The 256-nt window shown below is 34.4% G+C and carries 1 pseudogene; it reads left to right on the top strand.

What is annotated here, in order from left to right:
- Positions 1–256, top strand: a pseudogene (locus tag ACY2RX_RS14725) (3-hydroxyacyl-CoA dehydrogenase); the annotation flags it as partial.

The following is a 256-nucleotide window of genomic DNA, read 5'->3' as shown; positions in this document are numbered from 1 at the left end:
ACTTTTTGAAGTGGTTCCAGGACCCGATTGTAAAAAAGAAGTTACCGATTTCTTAATAATGTATGGAGAAAAATTCTTGGGTAAAACTTCAGTTTTAGCTAAAGACACTCCTGCATTTATTGGAAATAGAAGTGGAATTTTCGGAATACAATCTTTATTTCACCAAGTAAAAGAATTAGGATTAACGGGTGAAGAAGTTGATAAATTAACAGGTCCAGTAATTGGTCGTCCAAAATCGGCAACCTTTAGAACGGTT

It is taken from the genome of Polaribacter sp. 2405UD43-2 (genome assembly GCF_058147125.1).
Note: the sequence above shows the minus strand (reverse complement) of the source record. Positions and strands in the feature narration are given on the sequence as shown.